Below are 20,676 nucleotides of genomic sequence, written 5' to 3'. Positions count from 1 at the left end.
CACAGTGAGACTATGTTCGAGGTGTTTCCGGTTCAAGGGATCCGAACAGGCTCGTTCGTGCTCGGTCAGAGGTGTTCAGCGCTCTTCCTGCCGGAACGCCGGCCCGCCGTAGACTGCTCGTGTGCTCTACGAGGAGTGTCCCGCCCCCGCCCGGCTGCAGCCGTATGTCAGCCACTTCTGGTTTGTGCGCGGCGAACCGGCGGCGAGGTACGAAAAGATCCTTCCCGGCCCGTTGGCGCACCTGATCCTGAACCTGTCCTCGCCGTACCGCCTCATCGATCCGTTTGCCGCGGCTCCGGACCACGGGGCCACAGAGGTGGCCGCCGGCTTCTATTCCGGCATCCAGCGCAGCTACCTCATCAGCGAGAACCCGCCGCAGCTGTTCAACATCGGTGCCGCGCTGCAGCCCTACGGCATCGCGGCGCTCACGGAGGTGCCGCCGTCGGAACTGCAGGGAAAAGTGCAGGCCACTGACGCTTTCCTGCCCGGCTTCACTGCCCTGCGCGCTGCCCTGACGGACGCCGGACCGGCCACCGCATTCGCCGCCCTTGAAAGCTTCCTCAGCTCCAGGCTCCGCGGCGGCGCGGACCAGCGGACAGTGACCGCTGCCGCGGTCTTGGCGGAGGATGACGTGCCCGTGGCCGGGCTCGCCCGGCGCCTGGGGATCAACCCGTCCACACTGCAGCGGATCATGTTCCGCGACTGCGGTATCACGCCCAAGAGCTACGCCGACGTGTGCCGTTTCTACCGCTTCGTCAACGCCGCAGCCCGGTTGCCCGCGGACGGCGCGAGCGGGCGGGAACTGCTGGGGCTGGCCGACTACTACGACCAGCCCCATCTGATCCGCACTTTCCGGCACTTCAGCGGCTTCACGCCGTCGGAATACCTCCGCCTCATCCGGGAACACGGGCCGGAATACGCCATCTTCGTCCCGCTCCGGAGCGTGGGGGACATTCCGACGGCGGCACGCTGAGAAGGTGCGGATCCCGCCTACCCGGCGGTGCGGCTTTTGTACAAGACCCGGCCCGCCGGCGGGCATAGGCTCCAGCCAGGGGATGCCGCTGAACGGCGTCTCCGGGAAGGATGGCTGTGATGGGACTGGACATCAGCTGGCTGGGCGTTCTGCTGGCGGCGTTGGCAACGTTTGTGGTGGGCGGCCTTTGGTACTCGGTGCTTTTCGCGAAAGTGTGGCAGCGCGAGGCTGGCGTGACGGACGAGCAGCTCAAACGCGGGACCGTCCGGGTTTTTGTGGGGTCGTTCCTGCTCGGGCTGGTCATGGCGGTGGTGCTGGCTGCGTTCATTGGCGACGGCGGCGCGGGTTTCGGCGCGTTGGCCGGGCTGGCTGCGGGAGCGGCGTGGGTGGCGGCTGCGCTGGGCATCAACTACCTGTTTGAACGGCGCAGCCTGACGCTGTTCGCCATCAACGCCAGCTACAACGTCGTGGCGTTCACGGCAATGGGGGCGATCATCGGTGCTCTGCAGTAGCGGCAGCGGGCGGCGCCGGGGTGGTATCGACCCTGCGTTCAGCGCACCTCGAGGATAAGGGAAAGCAGCCGTGCGGCGGCGGGGCGGGCGGCGTGTTCCTCCGCCCACTGCGACCGGGCCACCGCCTTGCTTACGGCCTGGGTGGTGATGCCCAGTTCCTGTGCCACCGCCTTCTGCTGCCCGCGGACGCCGGGGGTCATGAGGTCCAGGACGCGCCATTCAGCGCCGGACCTGTCCCGCACAATATGGCCCAGGATCCGCAGCACCGCCTCGGCCTCGTAAGCCACGTCGGCCAGCGGTCCCTCCACGGCCACCGGTACCCGGTCCTTGCCGTTCCGCAGCCTGTCCACGGCACGGCGGGCGTAGACCAGGCCGTGACCGGACGCATCCTTGATCAGGTTCGGCAGCGGCTCATTCACGGGACCCACGCCAATGCCCACGTACCAGGACCCGGAGCGCAGGGCGATCAGCGCAGCCTCCACTGCCTGGTGCGGACAGTCCACGATGCCCTGCACTTCGTCTTCCACCGAGCGGTCGAAGTCCAGGCGCGCGGGGATGTGCCGCAGGTCCTTGAGTAACTGCGGCACCCGGTCACCATCGCGCCGGCTGTCCGTTTGATTGATGGTCAGCGTGAACATTCTGGGTACACACTACCCGGTGGTACGCAGCACGGAAGTGCCCTTTTGCAGGCCTGGTCAAGCCGGACGGCCGAGCCGATTTGAACGGGCGGCAGGGCCCGCAGCCCGGCACATCCTGCCCGGCCGGGACGGCGGCCGGGGAACCGCAGAGGTTGCCAGTGCGTCTGTCTTCTGTTCGGATGGAGCGACGGCCGCAGCGGCGGCGGTGCGACGTAAGGATGGCTATGGCCGGCAACTTGGCGCAGGACGAACTTGAACTCGTGGACCGCTGGTGGCGGGCCGCAAACTACCTTTCAGTTGGCCAGATCTACCTGCGCGCCAACCCGTTGCTCCGGAAGCCACTCGCCGCCGAGGACACCAAGTCCCGCCTGCTGGGCCACTGGGGCACCACACCGGGCCTGAACTTCGTTTACGCGCACCTGAACCGGCTGATCCGCCGGGACTCGCAGGAGATGCTGTTTGTGGCCGGGCCCGGACACGGCGGCCCTGCAGTGGTGGCCAACGCCTGGCTGGAGGGTACGTACTCCGAGATCTACGGGCACGTGGGCAACGACGAATCCGGCATGGCTGAGCTGTTCCGGCAGTTTTCCTACCCGGGCGGGATCCCCAGCCACGCAGCCCCCGAAACGCCGGGATCCATCAGCGAGGGCGGCGAACTCGGGTACGCGCTGGCGCACGCCTACGGGTCGGTGTTCGACAATCCCCAGCTGGTCACCGCCGTCGTGATCGGCGACGGCGAGGCCGAAACCGGACCGCTCGCGGCGAGCTGGCATTCGCACAATTTCCTGGACCCTGCCGCCGACGGGGCCGTGCTGCCCATCCTGCACCTGAACGGCTACAAGATCGCCAACCCCACCATCCTCGCCCGGATGCCGGAAGCCCAGCTGGAACAGCTGCTGCGCGGCTACGGCCACGAGCCGTATTTCGTAACGGTCGCCGACCCGGACAACACCGTCCAGGCACACCGGGACTTCGCCGCTGCCCTGGAGGACTGCCTGGCCGGGATCCGCGCCATCCAGGACTCCCGCAGGGGAAGCGATGCGAACGCCGCAGGTGACGAAGGGGCGCCCCGCTGGCCCATGATCGTGCTGCGCTCGCCGAAGGGCTGGACCGGCCCGAAGACCGTGGACGGCCTGCAGGTGGAAGGCACCTGGCGGAGCCACCAGGTGCCGCTGTCCGAGGTCCGCACCAACCCCGGACACCTGAAACTTCTTGAGGAGTGGCTGCAGTCCTACCGTCCGGAGGAGCTGTTCGACGGCGATGGCAGGCTCCGGCCCGGCATCGCCGAGGCTGCCCCCACCGGTGATTTCCGCATGAGCGCAACCCCGCACGCCAACGGCGGGCAGCTGCGCCGCGCGCTGGAACTGCCCGCCTATGAGGCCCACGCCGTGGACGTGCCCAAACCCGGCACCGAGCGGATCAGCCCCATGATCACCCTGGGTTCGTGGATGCGGGATGTGATCTCGCTGAACATGGAGAACTTCCGCCTGTTCGGACCGGACGAGACGGCTTCCAACCGCCTGCAGAACGTCTACGAAGTCACCGACAAGGTGTGGCAGTACCGGATTGACGACGCCGACGAGCACCTTGCGCGGTCGGGCCGGGTTCTGGAGGTGCTCAGCGAGCATCTGTGCCAGGGCTGGCTGGAAGGCTACCTCCTGACCGGACGGCACGGAGTGTTCAGCTGCTACGAGGCCTTCATCCACATTATCGATTCGATGTTCAACCAGCACGCCAAATGGTTGAAGGTGCACCGTAAGCTCCCGTGGCGCCAGCCCGTGGCCTCGCTCAATTACCTGTTGTCCTCACATGTCTGGCAGCAGGACCACAACGGCTTCTCGCACCAGGACCCGGGCTTCATCGACCACGCGGTGAACAAAAAGGCCGAGGTCATCCGGGTCTACCTGCCGCCGGACGCCAACACCCTGCTGTCCGTCATGGAGCACTGCCTGGCGTCCACGGACTACGTGAACATTGTGGTCAGCGGCAAGCAGCCGTCGCCCACCTGGCTGGGGCCTGCCGACGCCGAGCACCACTGCCGCCGGGGCCTGGGGATCTGGGAATTCGCGGGTTCCGAGGTGGCGGGGGAGGAACCGGACGTTGTCCTGGCGTGCGCCGGGGACGTGCCCACGGTGGAAACCGTGGCTGCTGCCGAGCTGCTGAAGCAGGGTGCCCCGGGGCTGAAGGTCCGGGTGGTCAACGTGGTGGACCTGATGCGGCTCCAGGACGTGAGTGAGCACCCGCACGGCCTCCCGGCGTCGGACTTTGACGGAATTTTCACCCCGGACAAGCCGATCATCTTCGCGTACCACGGCTATCCGTCGCTGATCCACCGGCTGGCCTACCGCCGGACCAACCAGGAGGGCCTGCACGTTCGCGGCTACAAGGAGGAGGGCACCACAACCACGCCCTTCGACATGGCCATGCTCAACGGCATCGACCGCTTCCAGCTGGCGATCGACGCGATCGACCGCGTCCCCGGCCTGGCCGAAAAGCACTCCCTCCTGCGCCAGACCCTCCAGGACCGCAGGATTGCAGCGCGGGAACACACACGCACGCACGGCGAGGACCCGGAGGAGATCCGGAACTGGGCGCTGGGCCGGCAGCAGGAAAAGGACTAGCTGCCCTGCTCGGTGACCCGTCACTTTCGGCCCGCGGGTCTGGACGCACCGTGACACGCGGACCGGGTTCTGGAACGCTGGTTGGCGGAGGGCCGACCGGCGGCCCGCTGCCCGGAGGGAACCGTCCCCATGCCATGGCTTGACGTGCTCGGCAACGACATCCACTACACCGACTCAGGCCACGGCCAGCCGCTGGTCCTGCTGCACGGCCATGCCTCCGCGGCGGCCTGCTGGGAACCGATCATCGCGGAGCTGGAGCACGACTTCCGGGTGCTTGCGTACGACACCTACGACCACGGCTGGTCATCGAACTCGCCGCGGCAGGGGCCGCTGGTTGACCGGGCGGCAGAGCTGGAGCACTTCATCAGTTCGCTCGGCCTGGAGAACCCGGTCATCGTGGGGCAGTCCATGGGCGGCATGACCACTCTTCGCTGGGCCGTCCGCCATCCCGACGACGCGGCCGCGCTGGTGGTCTGCGGCATGGGCTGGCCGCTGGTGGTGCCGCCGCCCGGGCAACCCGGCCAGCCGGAGACGTTTGAGGTGTTCAGCTCGCTCGACGCCGACGAGCGGATCTGGCTGGGGGTGAGAAACTCCTTCACGGACGAATGGATCGCTGCCAACCCGCTCGACCACGCCCGCTACATCCGGGTCCGGTCTACCGCCGCTGCGATCGAAGCCGCGCGCCACCCGCGCAGCCTGGAGGCAAGCCAGGGCGAGTTCCTCAGCGCTGACGCCCACGACGTCGCTGCGTTCCAGAAGGGGCTGGAGTCGATCACGAGCCCCCTGCTGGTGTTCATCGGGGACGCCGAAAGGCCGCGCATCCGCCGCGGCGCCGAGCACGTTGCCGCCACGGTCCCCGGCTGCCGCCTGCTCATCGTCGACAACGCCGGGCACAACGCATACTTCCAGCGGCAGGACCTGTTGGTGGAGGCCATCCGCAGCGCTGTGGCAGGTACCTGAAAACCTTCCGCGCGCTTACTCCGATCGGTAGTGGAGGGCGCCGGGGATTCCGCCTGCTTCGGCCAGGCCGTCCCCGCGTGCGAACGCTGCCCACAGGCTGCGCAGTTCCCGGCCCACGGCGTTGATCTCATCCCACGTGGACCCTGTGAGGAGACCGGCGGCTGCCCACGTTTGCTGGTTTCCGAACAACAGCGGCAGGTCAACGGTGTGCGCAGCCCGGTAGTAATTTCCGGTGGCGCCCCAGGAGATGACGTAGCTGTGGGCCTTGCCGCCGGCGCGGGCGTGGCGGCGGGCGAACTTCCGGGCTGCCCGGCCGTACACCGCCTCCGTCACCGCCCAGTTGATGGCACGCACGGCGGGGCCGCCCAGCATGGGAACCTTGCCCAGCCGGCTGACCAAGGGACTGCGGGGGAGGAAGAGCCGGGCTTCATCGGCAGTGTGCCCGATCAGCACCTCGATGTCCGGAGCGGTCGCATTCCAGGCCGCCTCAATATCGGCTTCGGGTGGCAGCGGGGCGTGCCCGTACTGCGTGCCGAACGGCATGGCCGCCATCAGCCCGTACTTCCGGGCCACCTGCGACACGCGGTCCTCAACGGCAACGACGTCCATGGCAGGCGTGTCCTCCGTGACGGCTTCGGCCGCGATGCCCATGGCGTGGCTCATTTTGTGCCGGCCCCGGGTGATCCCCAGCGGTGCACTCTGGATGATGGCCCGCTGGAACAGCGACGGCGCCTCAGGGGTCGCCATGAGATGGGCCACGGAATCGCCCCCGGCGGACTGCCCGAACGCTGTGACGCGGCCTGGATCGCCGCCGAAGGCGGAAATGTTGCGCTGCACCCAGCGGAAGGCTTCGAGCTGGTCCAGCAGACCGAGGTTCGCGGGGCGTCCCGTTCCGGTGGCCAAGTAGCCGAACAGGCCCAGCCGGTACGTCACGGACACAACGATGACGCGGTTTTCGGACACCAGGGACGTGGCGTCGAAGATGGCCAGGTCGCCGGAGCCGGAGGTATAGGACCCGCCGTGCAGCCACACCATGACCGGGACCTGCTCACCGTCGGCAAGGCTGGCGGGAACCGTGATGGACAGCCGCTGGCAGTCCTCGCTGCCGGGGAGCTCGCCGTAACGGGTGCCCAGGACGTCGTCGAGGAACGGCACAGGGCCCTGCGGGCAGGCCGGGGCGGGCGATGTTGCGGCAAAGGCCGTGGTCCAGTCCGTCGCCTTGGCAGGGGGTTGGAAGCGGGCCGCGGTGGCAAAGGGGATGCCCGTTGCGCGCACCACGTCACCGTCCCGCCAGCCGGTGATGGGACCGCACGGGGGACTAAACAAAGGCTCGGAACTCACAAGGCCACGATTCCACAGTTTCCTGGTCCGCCGCTGACAACGCGCGAACGTACACTTGGGGCCCAAAATCGAAGGGTTTTTGGGCCCCAGGTGTACGTTCGCGCGGAGGGGAGACTTAAACCCCGACGGCGGGGCCGCGGTTCCTGAGGCACTGCACCTCCGGCATGGCGTGGGTCAGCCGGCAACGGCTCCCTCACGCAGCCACGCGAGTGCCGCCTGGACCCGGAGGTTGTCCTCCGGCGCCTCTTCCAGGCCAAGTTTGACAAACACCGAGCGGAGGTGGGCCTCCACCGTCCGGCGTGAGGTGGCCAGCACCTGCGCGATCCCGGCATTGCTGCGACCCGCCGCCAGGTGCCGCAGGACCTCCAGCTCGCGCGGCGTCAGTGCCGTCAGCCGGTGCTCGTTGGACAGCAGGAACGCGTTGATCGCCTGCAGATCAATGGCCGTGCCGCCGTCGGCAACGTGCTGAACCGTTGCCAGGAACTCCTCGGTGTGCAGGACCCGGTCCTTGAGCAGGTATCCGAAGGCAGCCAGGTTCCGGCGGGTCATCATCACGGCGACGGCAGGATCCACCACGTGGGACAGGATGATCACCGGCAACGACGGATAGCGTTCACGCAGCATGAGGGCAGCGCGGGCACCTTCGTCAGTGTGGCTGGGCGGCATCCGGACATCGGCGATCAGCAGATCCGGGCGGTGCTCGACGACGGCGTCGATCAGGCCGTGTGCGTCGCCCGCCTGGGCAACTACCGTGTGGCCGGCATCCGCCAGGAGCCGGGCGATACCCTCGCGGAGCAGGACCAGGTCCTCGGCTATGACGATTCGCACGGCACCGACACCTCCACGAGGGTGCCGCTGGGCGTGCGGTCGCTGACGATCAGGTGGCCGCCCATCGAACGCACACGCTCTGCCAGGCCGCGCAGCCCCGTGCCGGCCCGCAGATCGGCCGAGCCCACGCCGTCGTCGGCCACTGTGATGCTCAGGACGCGGTCCGCCACCTGCAGCCTGACGTCAACATAGCTCGCGTGGGCATGTTTCACGGCGTTGGTGACGGCTTCTGCCACCACGAAGTAACTCATGGCCTCCAGCTGCGGGCTAATCCGATCCGGCGGGACGGCGAGATACACGGGGATGGGCATCGGCGCAACGAAGTCACTGAACGCGGCATGCAGTCCATCGGAGGCGAGTTTCGCCGGAACACTCCCCAGTGCCAGCAGGCGCAGTTCCTCCAGGACTCCGCCCATCCCGGAAACGACCTCCTCCATGGCGAGGCGGGCGTGTGCGTCGTCCACGTTCCGGGATGCTGACTGCAGGTTCAGAGCCAGTCCCAGCAGGCGACCCTGTACGCCGTCGTGCATGTCCTGGACGATCCGGGCGCGCTCCTGTGCGCCGGCGCCGACCGCCCGCGCCGACTCACGTTCGGCGGCGGCGTGCCGGTAGTGCACAGCGGCCTCCAGGACAGCCGGTTCCAGGATGCGGTCGAGTTGGGGGATGGCTGCCCCCAACGACGCGGACCGGGCGGAACCGAACACGATGCAGGCGTGCGGATCTCCGGAGCTGCCCAGAAGAAGTGCGTGCTCCTGCCCGTTGGGCGATGGGACGGCAAGCCCCCTGGAATCAACCCAGCCAGCGCCCTCCGGGAGTTTGAGGCTGACCGTGGCGCCGGCGTCGTTAACTGCAGCACGGAGGGAGGCTTCGATCGCCTGCCCTTCGCCCCCGGACGGCACCTTGCCACGCCGGCGCAGCTCCGCCAACAAGTTCTCGCGCGGGTCCAGAACCCTTCTGCACCAGGCGGCCAACCTCAACGAGAACGGAATCAGGACGGCGGCGACGCCGATTGTCATCATGGACGAAAGCCAGACGGATCCGGCGGTGGCGATTCCAGCGCTGGCGGCCGCGAGCGCAACGGTCCCGAGGAGCGTCCCACTGAGGACCAGCGCGATCAGCCGGCGGGGGATCCCGCGCCCGGTTTCGGACGCCACGGCACCGGCCGCCAGGAACGCTGTCAGTGCACAGCTCACAGAGAACCCCACCATCAGCGTGGTGAATCCCGCAGAGCTGCCCAGCCCGCCGACGGAAACGGCAATCCCCGCTGCCGAGCACAGGACGATGATGAAGACCGGAACCAGTGAAGCGATGCCCGCAAGGAGCAGCCGCTGGCGGCGCTCGCCCTCAGAGGCCCGGACCAGCAGCCACACTGTGACCGGCGATACAAGGAAGCTGCCGAGCCACAGGAAGGAGCCAGGCCCATCCGAGAACCACTGCAGGAAGGAGCCGAGTGCCGACCCGGGCGGAAGCATTGGCTCCATCTGTGGCATGCTCCGGGCCTGTCCGCCCACGGCGAGGGAGAACGACGCTAAGGCCACGGAAGCCACCAGCAGGTAGCGCACCAGCCGGCGCGACTGTCCGGCGATGTCCTCTGCTACGACAATTGGCAGCAACTGAAGCAGCAGCAGGCACGGAGCATGCCACGAGAACGCCGTCGCCAGCAGGATGGTTCCGGACAGTGCGGTATTTCCGCCGTCCCACACCAGGACGTTGCTCAGGAACATCCAGAACGGGTAAAGGCACAGTGCGGCTCCCACAACGAAAGTCAGCCAGGCCAAGCGCTGGTTTCCCAAGCGCCGGATCACCGAAGCCGAGGCAAAGACGACGGCGGCCGCGCAGATCAGCGACACATGCGCCGGAGGGGAAAATGCGAAAAACGGCGGATCGATGACGGCATTCCATTGAAGAACGGCACTGGCCACACCCACCGCGAGCAGCGCTCCGGCGGCGCCGGACCACAGGATTCTCTCGAGATGGAGCGGCGTCGGGGGCAAGCTCAATCCGCCGACAGCCATACAGCCAATGCTGTCCCAGATCCGGCCCGGAGGGAATAGGTGCTTTCACCGATGATTCGGCCCGCAGGACGGCGTAGCTTCGGGAACATCAACCAGTTCTGGCTTGGTGCCAGCGGATACAAGGAGATGATCCCGATGGCGGACAGCAAGGCAGTCAGTGAGCTGACAAAGGAGGCGCAAACAGGACGCAGGCGGATGGCGGACCGCTTCGGATTCTGGCTGGGCATGGCCAACCTGGTGGTGCTTGTGCCGTTTGCCATCCTGCCGGTGACGCTGCTGGGGACGGCCCACATGACGTTCCATCTGATTTACATCCCATGCCTCATCATCGGCCTCTGGGTGATCTGGCAGCTGAAAGGCTTGGCCCCGAACCGCGCGCTCCGCGTCCTGGCCTGGATCCTGCTCGCGGCGCAGTCAATAGCGCTCCTTGGGCATGCGGGCGAGCTGTTCGCCGTCATACAGCACGGCGGTTTTGAGGCCCCCTACGAGGTGTTCGAGGAGCCGGAGCATGTCCGGTCCGCGCAATTTGCCCTTCCAGCCATCATGCTGACCATCCTGACCATGGTTGTCTTCGATCTGACCGCGGGCATCCGGGGCATGTTCCACCGGGCGCACCGCGCGGGTTAAACCCCGACACCGGGGCAACAGAAAATCCCCGCCTCCCGGACCTTTCCCCGTCGCATGACGCGGGGATTTGTCCGGAAGACGGGGATTTTGTGGCGGAGCTTGAGGCCGATTAGTGCGCGGCAGGCACGTAACGCTTGATGGAGGCTTCCAGCTCGGCCTCGGCGGCGGCGCGGTCGCCCCAGCCTTCAGCCTTGACCCACTTGCCCGGCTCCAGGTCCTTGTAGCGGGTGAAGAAGTGCTCGATTTCCTTGATCAGGAATTCGCTGACGTCGCTGACTTCCTGGATGTGGTCGAAACGGGCGTCAACCGGGACGCACAGGACCTTGGCGTCTCCGCCGCCGTCGTCAGTCATGTTGAAAACGCCGATGGGGCGGGACTCGACGATGACGCCGGGGTGCAGGTCGAAGTCCTGCAGGAGCACCAGTGCGTCCAGCGGGTCGCCGTCCTCGCCCAGGGTGTTTTCGAAGAACCCGTAGTGCGTGGGGTACTGCATGGAGGTGAAGAGGACGCGGTCCAGGCGGACGCGGCCGGTCTCGTGGTCAACTTCGTATTTGACGCGGGATCCCTTGGGGATCTCGATGGTCACGTCATGCTTCATGGAATGCTCCTCGGCAATTGCAGGGGGTGCGCGGCACAGTGGACGATCAGCAAAAAGGAGTGTCGGTGCCGCCGACTACTATTGAGGATATAGCGAGAGGCCCAAGTTTCAGGAACTGTGGGGAATTTTCAGGACTTGAGGACCAGCACCAACATGAAGGAAACATCGGGCTTCGGCGCGTTCAAGGACGCGGTCCGCCGCACGTTCCACCGCGGATTGAGGGCCTGGCCCACTGTGCTGCTCCTGGTTTTGATCGTCGTCCTGGCCCTCCCCGCCGGCTGGCTGCTCGCCCCGGCGTTCATGGGCCCGGCCCCCGTGGCGGCGCCCGAAATACCGGCCTGGCAGCAGGCCCCCGCCTCGCTCTCCGCCCGGCAGGGACTGTCCCCGCTCACAGACTCTGCTCCGGTACCGCTGCCGGCGGCTGTCGCGGCGCAGCTGGAACCGGTGTTAAAGCCCGACGGCGGCGGCACCTTCACGGGGCTGGTCCAGGATGCGCTCACTGGCCAGGTCCTGTTTGACCGGGGCGGTTCCGAAAACCGTATTCCCGCGTCCAACATGAAGCTGCTGACCGCTGTGGCGGCCCTGCGGGTCCTCGGGCCGGACGCACGGTTCAGTACCAGGGTCATCGCCGGTCCCACGCCGGACCAGGTGGTGCTGGCCGGCGGCGGCGACGTCCTCCTGGGAGCAGGGGAGTCCGCGCCGGACGAGGTGCTGGGCCACGCCGGGCTCGCCACCCTGGCCGCGGCCACGGTGGCCGCTCTGCAGGACGCCGGCGCAACCGGAGAGCTGAAAGTCCTGGTTGACGATTCCCTGTTCAGCGGACCGGCGCTGAATCCGGCCTGGGCGGGCGGGGATGTCGAAGCCGGCGAGGTGGCCCCGCTGTACCCGCTGGCGCTGAACTCGGCACGGTTCGATCCCGCCGTCACTACCGGCCCGCGCCCGCAGGACTCTGCGGTCACCGCCGCCGAGGCGTTCGCCGCGCAGCTCCGGGCGGCAGGTGCCGCCGCGGGACTGACGGTGGCAACCGGCGTCGGGCGTTACACGGTGCCGCAGACGGCTGACCGTAACCCGGACATCCTGGCAGAAGTCCAGTCCGCCACCGTGGGTGAGCAGGTTGACCTGATGCTCCAGACCTCGGACAACTACCTCGCGGAGGTCCTGGGCCGGATGGCGGCCGCGGCGGAGGGCCAGCTGGCCAGCAACGACGCCGCCACAGCCACAGTCAGGGCCCAGCTCGCCGAACTGGGGATCCCCACCGACACCATGCGGCTCGCGGACGTGTCCGGGCTGGCGCTGGACAACCAGGTCTCTGCCCGGCAGTTCGCCGAAGTGGTGCGCGCCATCACCTCGGGGACGGACCCCAGGCTCCGGGCCGCGCTGGCCGGCTTTCCGGTGGCCGGCCTGACCGGGACCCTGGACACCCGTTACGGGGACAGCTCCACCGCCCGTGGCGCGGGGCTGGTCCGTGCCAAGACCGGTACGCTGAATTCGGTGATCGCGCTCAGCGGCTACGTGGTGGACGCCGACGGCCGCCTGCTGGTGTTTTCGTTCATCGGCAACGGCCTCACCCCCGGGTCCGGCGGCAACAAAGAAGCCCTGGACCGGGCCGCCACCGCGCTCGCGGCCTGCGGCTGCCGCTAGTCCTCCGATGTGAAAGCGGTCCGGGCCCGCATGAGCGGTGCGGGGCAGCGCCGTCCGAGCGGGGCAGGCCGCTGTTGGGTCCGGGTCCCACTGTCCCGGGCGTTCGCCGGTGAGCGAACTTAAGGACGATCCGCGGTCCGCTGTGTTCTGATGGGAACTATGGAGTCCACCGCACGTGATACGTCCGCACCGGCACCGTCCAGCCCGGCCCAGGCCCTGATCAACTGGGACCTCGCCGCGTCCACTGCCGCGCGGCTGACATCCGCAGGGCCAGTCCTGTCCCCGGCGGAAATCGGCGACGCCGTGGACAGCCTGCGGCGGCTCGCTGACGAATCCGTGCACCACGTCCACCAGATCACCGGCCTGGAAGCGGCCCGGGACCTGCGGGACTCCTCGGTCCTGGTGGTGGACCGGGCATCCTGGGCCAAGGCCAACACCCAAAGCTTCGCGGTGATGCTGAAACCCGCCATGGAGAAAATGCTGGAAAGCCGCCGCGGAACGGTCAGCCCCGCCGCGGCGGCCGTCAGTGGAGCCATCACCGGCAGCCAGCTGGGCGCCGTCCTGGCCTTCCTTTCCAGCAAAGTCCTGGGCCAGTACGACCCCTTCGCCGCCCTTGCCGAAGGCTCCACGGCCCCGGCCGGCGGCAGGCTGCTGCTGGTGGCCCCCAACATCGTGACCGTGGAGCGCGAACTCAACGTCACGCCCGAGGACTTCCGGCTCTGGGTCTGCCTGCACGAACAGACCCACCGCGTGCAGTTCGCCGCCGCACCCTGGCTGCGCCACCACATGCTCTCCGAGATCGACAACCTCAGCGTGCACCTGCTGGGCAACGTTGACTCCCTCATGGAGCGTGCCTCCGCGGCCGCCCGCTCCCTCAAGGACCGGTCCGCCACAGGCGGCACGCCCGGCCGCGGCGCCATCCTGGACCTGCTGCAAAACCCGGAGGAAAAGGCATCCCTGTCCCACCTCACGGCCGTCATGAGCCTGCTGGAAGGCCACGCGAACGTGGTGATGGACGCCGTCGACGCCAGCATTGTGCCGTCCGTGAAGACCATCCGGCAGCGCTTCAACGACCGCGGCAAGGACCGCGGCGTGATCGAAAAGTTCATCCGAAGCCTGCTGGGCCTGGACGCCAAGATGCGCCAGTACTCCGACGGCGCCAAATTCGTCCGCGCCGTGGTGGACGTCGCCGGGATGGAGGGCTTTAACCGCGTCTGGGAATCCGCGGACAACCTGCCTACCGAGCCCGAAATCCACGACGCCAGGATCTGGCTCGACCGGATGGGCCTCTAATTGCCTGAAGTGCACAGCGGACGACGGCGGCCCGGCAGGCTCGCGCCCGTCGTCGGCACAGCGCGCAAGGCGCTCCAGAACGCCCTGGCGGACGCCGGCTACCCCGAGCACGTGATGGTTGCGTGCAGCGGGGGCCCGGACTCGCTGGCGCTCGCCGCCGTCGCAGCCTATTTTGCCCGCCGCGGCCATGTGGAAGGGCGCCCCGTGACGGTGGGGGCCGTGGTTGTGGACCACCAGCTGCAGCCCGGCTCGGCTGATGTGGCCGCCCGGACCGCGCAGACCCTCACGGAGCTGGGCCTCGCCCCGGTGGAGGTCCGCACCGTCGTTGTCGCGCCCACCGGAATGGGCCCGGAAGCTGCCGCCCGAGATGCCCGCCACTCCGCCTTGGACGCTGCCGCCGCAGGCCAGGGCGCGGCTGCGGTCCTGCTGGGCCATACCCTGGACGACCAGGCCGAACAGGTCCTGCTGGGACTGGCCCGCGGCTCGGGGACCAGATCCCTGGCCGGGATGCGCCCTGCGCGCGGGATCCTGCTCCGGCCGTTCCTCGGGCTCCGCCGCGCCGACACCCTGGAGATCTGCGACGTCGAGGAACTCGACCCCTGGCATGACCCCAGCAATGCTGACCCGTCCTTTGCCCGCTCCAGGACCCGCGTGGAAGTGCTGCCGATGCTCGAAGAAAAACTCGGCCCCGGCGTCGCGGAATCCCTGGCCAGGACCGCTGCGATCCTGCAGCTGGACGCTGATTACCTCGAGGACGTGGCAGAAAGCACGTTTGCCGCCCTGGTGGAACGCTCCGGCGTTGAAGTCAGCCTTTCGGAGGAGGCGCTGGGCGGCCTGGCGCCGGCCATCAGGTTCCGCGTTATCGCGAAGGCGGCGGCCGACGTCGGCGGCCAACAGCCCAGCTACCAGAGGCTTCTTGCGGCGGAAGCGCTGCTTCGGCGGCAAGGTTCGGCCGGGCCCGTTGAGCTTCCCGGCGGCGTGAGCGTGTACCGGCTGTCGCTGGCCCAGATGCAGGCGGCAAACAGGCCCGGCGCGGACGCAGGCCAGGCCGACGGCGGCAGTCCCGTTCCCCGTGAGGGCGCCCGCTGTGGGAAGCTAGTATTCCGGCCTCAAAAACCGCCCCAAAATTAGTCGCACCCCGCATCTACACAGGAGCCATTGGTGGATTCAAACGACGTCCAGGCAGACCTCAAGCACGTTCTCTACACCAAGGAACAGATCCAGCAGCGGATCGCCGAACTCGCTGCCGAGATCGACAAGGACTACGAAGGCCGTGAAATCCTCATTGTTGGTGTGCTCAAGGGTGCGGTGATGGTCATGGCGGACCTCGCCCGGGCACTCCACAGCCACATCTCCATGGACTGGATGGCTGTTTCCTCCTATGGATCCGGCACCCAGTCCTCAGGGGTTGTCCGCATCCTCAAGGACCTGGACACGGACCTCATGGGCAAGGATGTGCTGATCGTCGAGGACATCATCGACTCCGGCCTCACGCTGTCCTGGCTGAAGACCAACCTGGAATCCCGCGGCACCGCTTCGGTGGAAATCTGCACCGCCTTCCGCAAGCCCACCGCCGCCAAGGTGGAGATCGACGTCAAGTACGTGGGCTACGACATCCCCAACGAGTTCGTAGTGGGCTACGGCCTGGACTACGCCGAAAAGTACCGCAACCTGGACTTCGTGGGCACCCTGGCCCCGCACGTCTACGAGTAAAACCCTCACACAGCACTGCCGGTGGCGGCCTCTTCGGAGGCCGCCACCGGCATTTAAGCCGTGCCAAAGCCGACCAAAATGACAAAACGATTTGCCACCTGCCGGACTTCGCCGCCAGCAGGCAAAACATCCGCGTTATGTGACCCTTGACACTCGGCCCGAAAGAGGCCTACATTTATGCCAAGTCGTTTTGGCAAAACGATTTTTCACCCCACAGACCGTCTCGCCATTCCGTTCGAGAGAAAGTGAGTCGACAGCGATGTCCACTCGAAAGACCATCAACAGGTTCGCCACCATCGGCGGCCTCTGCACCGCCGTCGCACTTGCGGCCACCGGGTGCGGCGCCGGGGGCCCGACCACTTCGGGTAGCGCCGCCAGCACCGTCAATGTCCTGGTGGAAGCCGGCGGCCACGCCGAGCTGACCGGCGTCGCCGAGCAGTGCAAGAAGGACGCGGGAATCGACGTCAACTTCGTCGAACTGCCGTACGACGGCATGTTCAACCGGCTCTCCAGCGAGTTCTCCTCCGGCAACGTCTCCTTTGACGTCGCCGCCCTGGACTCCGTGTGGCTGCCCAGCTTCAAGGACGCCGTCCAGCCCATCGACGAACTCTTCACCGACGAGGCCAAGAAGGACATCTTCCCGGCCCTCGTCAAGGAAGCCAACGTGGACGGCCACTTCATCGGCATGCCCGCCTGGACCAACGCCGAAATCATCCTCTACCGCAAAGACCTCTTCGAGGACTCAGCGAACAAGGCCGGCTTCAAGGCGAAGTACGGCTACGACCTGGCGGCACCCACCACCTGGCAGCAGTACAAGGACATCTCGGAGTTCTTCACCAAGGACGGCATGTACGGCACGGACGTCAAGGGCGGCGTCGAGACCGAATGGCTGGCCCACGTCCTCCAGGCCGGCTCCCCGATGATCCTGGACGAAAACAACAACGTGGTCATCGACAACGACGCCCACCGGGAAGCGCTGGACTTCTACACCAGCCTGACTAAGTACGCGCCCCCAGGTGCCGCGCAGGTGGACTGGGCAGCGGCCCAGAACCTCTTCAACCAGGGCAAGACCGCCATGACCCGCTTCTGGGCCCACGCTTACCGCCAGATCCCCAAGGACGCACCGGTAGCCGGCAAGGTGGGCGCGGCTCCGATGATCGGCGGCAGCGCAGGCGTGGCAGGCGTTCCGGGACCGTGGTACCTCTCAGTGCCCAAGGCCACCAAGAACACGGACAACGCCAAGAAGTTCGTCAAGTGCGCCTACGACTACAACAGCATGGGCATCGAGTCCAGCCTGGGCCTCGCCTCGCGCATCTCGGCCTTCGAGAAATACCAGGACAAGGCCGGGTACGAGAGCTTCGGCCCGCTGATCGAAACACTGAACGGTGACGCCACTGCCACCCGGCCCGCCACCGAGAAGTGGCAGCAGATCGTGGACACCGTCCTGGTGCCGCTCCTGCAGAAAGCCGTGGCCGGCGGAGACTCCGCAGCCCTCCTGGCTGACGCCAAGAAGCAGATCCAGGACCTCCTCAAGTAAGACTCCGCGGCCGGCACCTGCCCAACCGGTGCCGGCCGCGGCCCCCAACAAACAGAAGAGAAAACCGTGCGCATCTCCGATCGCCGCTTCGCAACGTTTCTGATGGCTCCGGCGGCTTTGTTCCTCGCCATCTTTGTGGCTTACCCGCTGTTCCGGCTTGTGGCCGACAGCTTCTTCAAGATCTCGCCCATCGCCGGCGGGCCCCGCGACTTCGTGGGCCTGGACAACTATTTCCGGGCCTTCGCATCCGAGGCATTCATGGGCGCCGGCTGGCGGACCCTCGCCTACACCCTGGTAGTAGTGGCCCTCGAATTCGCCCTCGGGCTGGGGATGGCCCTGCTCTTCACCATGCTGGGCCGCAACTCCCAGATCTGGCGGACCGTGTTCCTCTACCCGCTCATGATTGCCCCGATCGTTGCAGGCCTGCTGTGGAAGTTCCTCATGATCGACAACTTCGGCCTGATCGGAACCCTCATGTACCAGGCCGGGCTGCTGGCCAACCCCAACCAGATCGGCTGGTTGTCGGACCCCAACATCGTGCTGTTCTCGGTGGCCATTCCGGACATCTGGCTCACTACATCGTTTATGTGCCTGGTGCTCTTTGCCGGCTTACAGAACATCCCCGGTGACCTGATCGAAGCGGCCCGCCTGGACGGCGCCCGTGCGCCCGCCATGCTGTTCCGGATCATCCTTCCCCTCCTGCGGCCGGTCATCGCCGTCGCACTGGTGGTCCGCGGCATCGACGCGGCACGGGCCTTCGACACCATCCTCATCCAGACCAACGGCGGCCCCCAGTCCGCCTCCGAAACCATGAGCCTGCTGATTTACCGCACCATGATCCGCTTCGGCGATCCCGGCCTGGCAAGCGCCATGGGCACCATCTACCTGCTGGCCATGCTCGCCGTCGCCTTCTTCGCGGTCTCCACCATCTGGCGGCCAGGAAAGGACAACTGATGAGCCTCGCAGACCCCCGCCTTCACGGTCCAGCCGCAACGGAGACCACCATGCCAACCACAACAGTCCCTTCCGCACCCAGCACCAAGGCGCACGGCGGCAACGGCACGCGCCGCCGTCGACACCACGCGGAGGGCCTTGAGGCAGGCAAGCGCAGCACCAGGACGCTGCTGTGGATCCTCCTCGCGGCGGCCATGATCTTCTACGGCTTCCCGTTCCTCTACCTGCTCTTCACGTCCTTCAAGACGCCGATCGACACCATCGCCGTCCCGCCCACCATCCTGCCGAGGGAATGGACGCTCGAGAACTACACCAACGCCCTGGGACGCAGCGGGGTGCTGGCTTCCTTCATCAACAGCGCGCAGACGGCGATCATCAGCACGGTCCTGTCCCTCGTGCTGGCGGTTCCGGCCGCGTACGGCATCACCCGCTACAAGACACCCAGCGGCCGCGTGTTCATCATGGCGGCGCTGGTCACCCGCATGGTGCCGCCGGTGGCCATCGGCATTCCGCTCGCATCGATGATGTCGGCAGCCGGACTCGCAGATACACCCATCGCGCTGTCCATCGCCCACACCACCATCTCGCTGCCGCTTTCCATCTGGCTGATGTCCAGCTTCTTCGAAGCCGTGCCCAAGGACCTGGAGGAAGCAGCCACCGTGGACGGCTGCAGCAGGCTTGGAGCCCTGTGGAGGGTGGTCATCCCGGTGGTATCCGGCGGCATCGCGGTCACGGCGATCTTCGCCTTCCTCGCTTCCTGGAACGAGTTCCTGTTCGCCCTCCTGATGACCGCCGTCAGGTCCCAGACCACCCCGGTGGTGATCGCGAACTTCCAGACCCAGTTCGGCCTCGACTGGGGATCCATGACGGCACTGGCAGCCGTCTACTCGATCCCGGTCATCCTCCTCACCCTTCTCCTGCAGCGCAAGATCGTCGCAGGCATGACGCTCGGCGCCGTCAAGGGCTGAGCAACCACACCACAAAGGGAAGAAGCTATGTCAAGCAACAACTGCTACGACGTGACGACGTGGCCGGTCGGCAATCCGTCCGAGGACGTCGGTGAAGTAATCAACAGCATCATCGCTGACATCAAGGCCCGGCAGACGGCCGCCGATGCGAACGACGGCGGAAAGCCAGGCGCGGTGATCTACATTCCGCCCGGTGACTACCACCTTCGTACGCAGGTGGTGATCGACATCAGCTTCCTTCGAATCCATGGCTCGGGACACGGATTTACGTCGTCAAGCATCCGGTTCAACGTTCCCGAAGACGAATGGCCCGACTTGCATGAGCTGTGGCCCGGGGGGAGCCGCATCCTCGTCGACCTTCCCCCCGGCGAAGACGGGGAGAAATCCAAGGGAGCCGCCTTTTACGTTGAGCGCAGCGGGAGCCCGCGGATCAGCTCGGTCGAGTTCTCCAACTTCTGCATCGACGGGCTGCACTTCACCCCGGATGGCTCGGGGATGCCTCCGGAGAACACCTACGTCAACGGCAAGACCGGTATCTATGTCGCGAACGCCAATGACTCATTCCGCGTCACCGGCATGGGGTTCGTCTACCTTGAGAACGCGCTCACCATCTACCACGCGGACGCGTTGTCGATTCACGACAACTTCATCGCCGAATGCGGCAGCTGCATCGAGCTGCGCGGGTGGGGACAGGCATCGAAGATCACCGACAACCTGGTGGGGGCAGGCTTCAAGGGCCACTCGATCTACGCCGAGAACCATGGCGGGCTCCTGATCACCGCGAACAACGTCTTCCCCCGTGGTGCGAGCAGCGTCCATCTCGACGGTGTCACGCGTTCAAGCGTCACCAACAACCGTTTGCATTCGTTCTACCCCGGGATGGTGGTTCTCGCAGCGAACAGTTCGGAGAACCTCGTGGCCACGAATCACTTCCTGCGTGACCATGAGCCCTGGACGCCCTTCCTGGGAGTCGACAACGGACTGGACGACCTCTACGGACTTCTCCGTGTCAGCGGCAGCAACAACTCTGTGATCGGCAACCACTTCTCCGAGATCATCGACACGCAGAGCATCCGGCCGGCAGGGGCCACACCTGTCATCATCCGGCTGGTGGCGGGGGCAGGCAACTTCGTCTCCAACAACCACGTGGTGGCAATGGACGTCCACTCCAAGCCAAGTGACTCCTGCTTCTCGGCGCAGGTGGACGCCCTGTTGACCACCGAGGCGTCGGACGATCTCGCTGTTACGGCCGTTATGGTTGATTCCGAATCCGCCCGGAATACGATCCTTGATTCCGGAAGTGACGCCCAGGTTATCGCAGACAGGGCTGCAAACGCGTTGAGGGCCACACCCACGGTCGGTTTCCAGGTGGCACATGCAGTTCTGGCCCAGTAAAGCGCCCAGGGGCCACGGCCACGCCCAGGGAAACGATTACTCGTCTGTAGCCTTACTGGTAC

Annotated in this window: 18 protein-coding genes; 13 read left to right on the top strand and 5 right to left on the bottom strand. The window is 66.7% G+C overall.

The annotated features are described in order from the left end of the window. Window positions 1-121 precede the first annotated feature (121 nt). Both J2X42_RS04725 and J2X42_RS04720 read left to right on the top strand, forming a co-directional pair. Window positions 122-973 (top strand): DUF6597 domain-containing transcriptional factor, encoded by an 852-nt coding sequence (locus J2X42_RS04725; RefSeq protein ID WP_310162717.1) that lies wholly within the window; start codon window positions 122-124, stop codon window positions 971-973. Between the two features lie 119 nt (window positions 974-1,092). Continuing rightward, complete coding sequence (locus J2X42_RS04720) at window positions 1,093-1,485, top strand: DUF1761 domain-containing protein (protein ID WP_310162715.1); 393 nt, start codon at window positions 1,093-1,095, stop codon at window positions 1,483-1,485. Between the two features lie 38 nt (window positions 1,486-1,523). Here J2X42_RS04720 and J2X42_RS04715 read toward each other — a convergent pair whose 3' ends face one another. Beyond that, complete coding sequence (locus J2X42_RS04715; RefSeq protein ID WP_310162714.1) at window positions 1,524-2,123, bottom strand: hypothetical protein; 600 nt, start codon at window positions 2,121-2,123, stop codon at window positions 1,524-1,526. A 224-nt stretch (window positions 2,124-2,347) separates the two neighbouring features. Between J2X42_RS04715 and J2X42_RS04710 the strand changes: the two genes are divergently transcribed. Then, on the top strand, window positions 2,348-4,744 hold the full coding sequence (locus J2X42_RS04710; RefSeq protein ID WP_310162713.1) for a phosphoketolase family protein: 2,397 nt from the start codon (window positions 2,348-2,350) through the stop codon (window positions 4,742-4,744). 129 nt (window positions 4,745-4,873) lie between these two features. After that, window positions 4,874-5,704, top strand: coding sequence for an alpha/beta hydrolase (locus tag J2X42_RS04705; protein ID WP_310162711.1), 831 nt, complete (start codon window positions 4,874-4,876; stop codon window positions 5,702-5,704). 15 nt (window positions 5,705-5,719) lie between these two features. Here J2X42_RS04705 and J2X42_RS04700 read toward each other — a convergent pair whose 3' ends face one another. From J2X42_RS04700 to J2X42_RS04690, 3 genes are all read right to left on the bottom strand, one after another. After that, a complete protein-coding gene (locus tag J2X42_RS04700; RefSeq protein ID WP_396134019.1) occupies window positions 5,720-7,045 on the bottom strand; it encodes a carboxylesterase family protein in 1,326 nt (441 codons plus the stop codon). A 174-nt stretch (window positions 7,046-7,219) separates the two neighbouring features. Beyond that, the gene (locus tag J2X42_RS04695; RefSeq protein ID WP_310162709.1) at window positions 7,220-7,873 is read right to left on the bottom strand and encodes a response regulator transcription factor; all 654 of its coding nucleotides are present in this window, start codon (window positions 7,871-7,873) and stop codon (window positions 7,220-7,222) included. Next, window positions 7,858-9,888 carry an ATP-binding protein gene (locus J2X42_RS04690; RefSeq protein ID WP_310162707.1) on the bottom strand — a complete coding sequence of 677 codons (2,031 nt, stop codon included), beginning with the start codon at window positions 9,886-9,888 and terminating at the stop codon, window positions 7,858-7,860. The genes J2X42_RS04695 and J2X42_RS04690 overlap by 16 nt, the downstream gene beginning before the upstream one ends. A gap of 51 nt (window positions 9,889-9,939) precedes the next feature. On the opposite strand from J2X42_RS04690, the gene J2X42_RS04685 reads away from it, so the two are divergent. Beyond that, a complete protein-coding gene (locus J2X42_RS04685; protein WP_310162705.1) occupies window positions 9,940-10,515 on the top strand; it encodes a hypothetical protein in 576 nt (191 codons plus the stop codon). 109 nt (window positions 10,516-10,624) lie between these two features. On the opposite strand, the gene J2X42_RS04680 is transcribed toward J2X42_RS04685, so the two are convergent. Beyond that, complete coding sequence (locus J2X42_RS04680; protein ID WP_024818962.1) at window positions 10,625-11,113, bottom strand: inorganic diphosphatase; 489 nt, start codon at window positions 11,111-11,113, stop codon at window positions 10,625-10,627. A 153-nt stretch (window positions 11,114-11,266) separates the two neighbouring features. Between J2X42_RS04680 and dacB the strand changes: the two genes are divergently transcribed. The 8 genes from dacB to J2X42_RS04640 all read left to right on the top strand — a co-directional run bounded on the left by dacB (window position 11,267) and on the right by J2X42_RS04640 (window position 20,614). After that, complete coding sequence (dacB, locus tag J2X42_RS04675; protein WP_310162700.1) at window positions 11,267-12,754, top strand: D-alanyl-D-alanine carboxypeptidase/D-alanyl-D-alanine-endopeptidase; 1,488 nt, start codon at window positions 11,267-11,269, stop codon at window positions 12,752-12,754. Window positions 12,755-12,913: 159 nt separating this feature from the next. Next, on the top strand, window positions 12,914-14,047 hold the full coding sequence (locus J2X42_RS04670; RefSeq protein WP_310162698.1) for a zinc-dependent metalloprotease: 1,134 nt from the start codon (window positions 12,914-12,916) through the stop codon (window positions 14,045-14,047). Window positions 14,048-14,161: 114 nt separating this feature from the next. Further along, window positions 14,162-15,178, top strand: a complete 1,017-nt coding sequence (gene tilS, locus J2X42_RS04665) for a tRNA lysidine(34) synthetase TilS (protein ID WP_310163352.1) — start codon at window positions 14,162-14,164, stop codon at window positions 15,176-15,178. Between the two features lie 30 nt (window positions 15,179-15,208). Continuing rightward, window positions 15,209-15,760, top strand: coding sequence for a hypoxanthine phosphoribosyltransferase (gene hpt, locus J2X42_RS04660; protein WP_131132307.1), 552 nt, complete (start codon window positions 15,209-15,211; stop codon window positions 15,758-15,760). Between the two features lie 259 nt (window positions 15,761-16,019). Further along, window positions 16,020-17,297, top strand: a complete 1,278-nt coding sequence (locus J2X42_RS04655) for a sugar ABC transporter substrate-binding protein (RefSeq protein ID WP_310162693.1) — start codon at window positions 16,020-16,022, stop codon at window positions 17,295-17,297. 66 nt (window positions 17,298-17,363) lie between these two features. Next, window positions 17,364-18,251: a sugar ABC transporter permease gene (locus J2X42_RS04650; protein WP_310162692.1), complete on the top strand. Its 888-nt coding sequence runs from the start codon at window positions 17,364-17,366 to the stop codon at window positions 18,249-18,251. Between the two features lie 50 nt (window positions 18,252-18,301). After that, a complete protein-coding gene (locus tag J2X42_RS04645) occupies window positions 18,302-19,219 on the top strand; it encodes a carbohydrate ABC transporter permease (RefSeq protein ID WP_310162690.1) in 918 nt (305 codons plus the stop codon). Window positions 19,220-19,246: 27 nt separating this feature from the next. Then, the gene (locus J2X42_RS04640; RefSeq protein ID WP_310162687.1) at window positions 19,247-20,614 is read left to right on the top strand and encodes a NosD domain-containing protein; all 1,368 of its coding nucleotides are present in this window, start codon (window positions 19,247-19,249) and stop codon (window positions 20,612-20,614) included. The last annotated feature ends 62 nt before the right edge of the window (window positions 20,615-20,676 follow it).

It is taken from the genome of Arthrobacter sp. BE255 (assembly GCF_031457335.1).
Taxonomy (GTDB): domain Bacteria; phylum Actinomycetota; class Actinomycetes; order Actinomycetales; family Micrococcaceae; genus Arthrobacter.
This window is presented reverse-complemented; position numbering and strand designations above follow the sequence as displayed.